Here is a 2,425-nt window from a genome sequence, read left to right as displayed (position 1 = left end):
TTTATTATCGATTATTCCAATGCTAACTGCATAGGAATACCTGTTAGGTGGCACAACGAAGGCTGGAAACAGAATGTAAATATCGGTAAAAGAAACAACCGGAAGTTTGTTCAAACACCATTCAATATCCTCATATCCATGAATAATACACAAGGGAGAAGAATTAGGCATACAAACCATAGTTATCGATAAATCATATACAGGCAAAGCATCATTCCCTGATAACGAAACAATAGAACATCATAATAACTATGCAGGAAAGAGGCTATCAAGGGGGATCTTCAGGACATCTAAAGGAATAATAATTAATGCAGATGCCAATGCTTCATACAATATGATAAGAAAAGCAATCCCGGAATCATTAGAGGGCGGGATAGAGGGTGTTGGGTTGCGTCCAGGAAGTTTAAGCATGAAGAAGATAATAACTTCCAGAGGAGCCTGTTAACATGCTTAACAAATTTCACAACCTGGACGCATTATACAGTGTATCATCATTCAAAATATCCGAGTAAAGCTTTCTAAATTATCAAAATTGAAAGGTATAATTTTTTGATTGCATGAATTAATTTTCTATAGGATCACCTGAATTTTCCTGTTTTTTGTAGAAAACAAGCCCAAGTATCAGTATTATTCCAGCTATATACATTTCTACAATCCAGAGAGTCTTTATATTAATTATATGGGCCGGGGCTGTTAGAAGAATGATTGCAGTTCCACCAGCTATGGCACCACCATTATATATAAGCCCGATTGCTGTGGCCCTGAATTTTTTGCTGAACGCCTCTGCAAGGAATACCGGCAATGCCGAAAATATTAAAGCTTCAAGGAACAGCTGGATTGAAAAAACAATAGTGAATGCCATAATATTGGTTGTATATCCAAAAAGAACAAATATTGCAGTTGGAATGGTAAACATTAATGAGAATATAATCATGGGGCTGCGCCTGTCCTTGAAATTCTTTGCAAGTATTCCGCCAGTCCAGACACCAAGCAATGAAAAGAAGTTTATTGCTAATAATGCGTAAAGCAGGCCAGAACCTAAATTAAGAAAATCAGCACTGCCTATTACTGGATAAAATGACCCTGTTGCTGTATTCATAAACAGGAGACCCGAAGTAATCATAAGGGCGAAAACTATATTTCTGCGATTTTTAAACATCTGCTTTGCCGGGGATTTCGCAATTTCTTTGCTATTTTTCATTTCGTCAAATATTTTTGTTTCATGTGAAAGGCGCCTTATAACAAGAGTTATCATTCCCGGTATTATTGCAGTAAGCATCAGTATTCTCCATCCATAGGAAGCGAATGCAGAGGTTCCCATAAATTGCAATAAAAGTATTTCAACAAACACTATTAGAAAATATCCTGTGCCAAATCCAGACTGTACAAAAGCACCGGCCTGCTCTCTTTTTTCCGGCCTGACACTTTCCATTGAAAGTGCTGTTCCTCCACCATATTCTGCCCCAGCAAAAATGCCATCAAGGAATAGAAGAGCATAGAGCAAAATTGGGGAAGCGATGCCTGCCTGAGAATATGTTGGCAACAACCCGATAGCCGCAGAAAGCACAGAGAATCCTACTATAGAAATACTGAGAAGATTTTTTCTCCCTTTTTTATCACCAATAAAATTCCCAAGAACAACTGAGCCGAGAGAACGGGCAGCGGCCCCAAACGTTACAGGAAGCAGAGTTAATACGATTGCAAGATAACCAAGATATTTTGGAAAAATCAATACACTCATATAAGAAAACACAAGCAAATATGCTATTGACGTGTAGCCATCAAGTATCCATCCACCCCACGCAGCCGAAATCTGAAGGAGTTCATTACTAGTAAACCCCATAAACTTATTTTTATACATAATAAATAACCTCCTTTAAATGCGCGGCATTAAACAACTACGCTAAAATGAACTACTGAAATATGGATAGTAATTGGCATATAATATATAATTTTATTTGTAATTACTTTTTTATACGTTATCCATAATTGAGGTTCTATATGAACATTATTCAATATCTTAGTGGTATTTTGCGAGCTATGTTTATTCTTCTGCTGGACAGGGAAACTGTAAACATACTGCTACAGAATGGCAAATCGCCTGAATTGTTCTATATTCTGAGTTTTCAGAACGATTAGAAATCTGTGACCCATGCAGGAGTGTAAAGAAGCAAAATTTTTAAAACCTAAAATATCGCATTATTGATCTTATATTTACGGATGCTTAATAGTTGGCATATATTCCAAACAATGCCAAGATTGAAATAAGAAATTTTAATGAAATAAGTATGGCCAATTCTCTTAATAAAAATAGCATGACTTTTTGGGGCTTAGTGTTTTATGCTATTATGGTTATTGCACCTGCAGGGCCGTTTGCATTCACAGGAGCCTCTGCAATGGACTATGCCGGGATAACAGCACCACT

Annotated in this window: 1 protein-coding gene; it reads right to left on the bottom strand. The window is 36.9% G+C overall.

The window, feature by feature from the left end; translation table 11 throughout:
- Positions 1-562 precede the first annotated feature (562 nt).
- Positions 563-1,843 carry an MFS transporter gene (locus WKI77_RS07470; RefSeq protein ID WP_337861199.1) on the bottom strand — a complete coding sequence of 427 codons (1,281 nt, stop codon included), beginning with the start codon at positions 1,841-1,843 and terminating at the stop codon, positions 563-565.
- Between the last annotated feature and the right edge of the window lie 582 nt (positions 1,844-2,425).

Origin of the sequence: Ferroplasma sp., from assembly GCF_037442045.1 — an archaeon.
Lineage (GTDB): Archaea > Thermoplasmatota > Thermoplasmata > Thermoplasmatales > Thermoplasmataceae > Ferroplasma.
The sequence above is the reverse complement of the archived record's forward strand: the minus strand, read 5'-3'. Positions and strand labels throughout refer to the sequence as shown.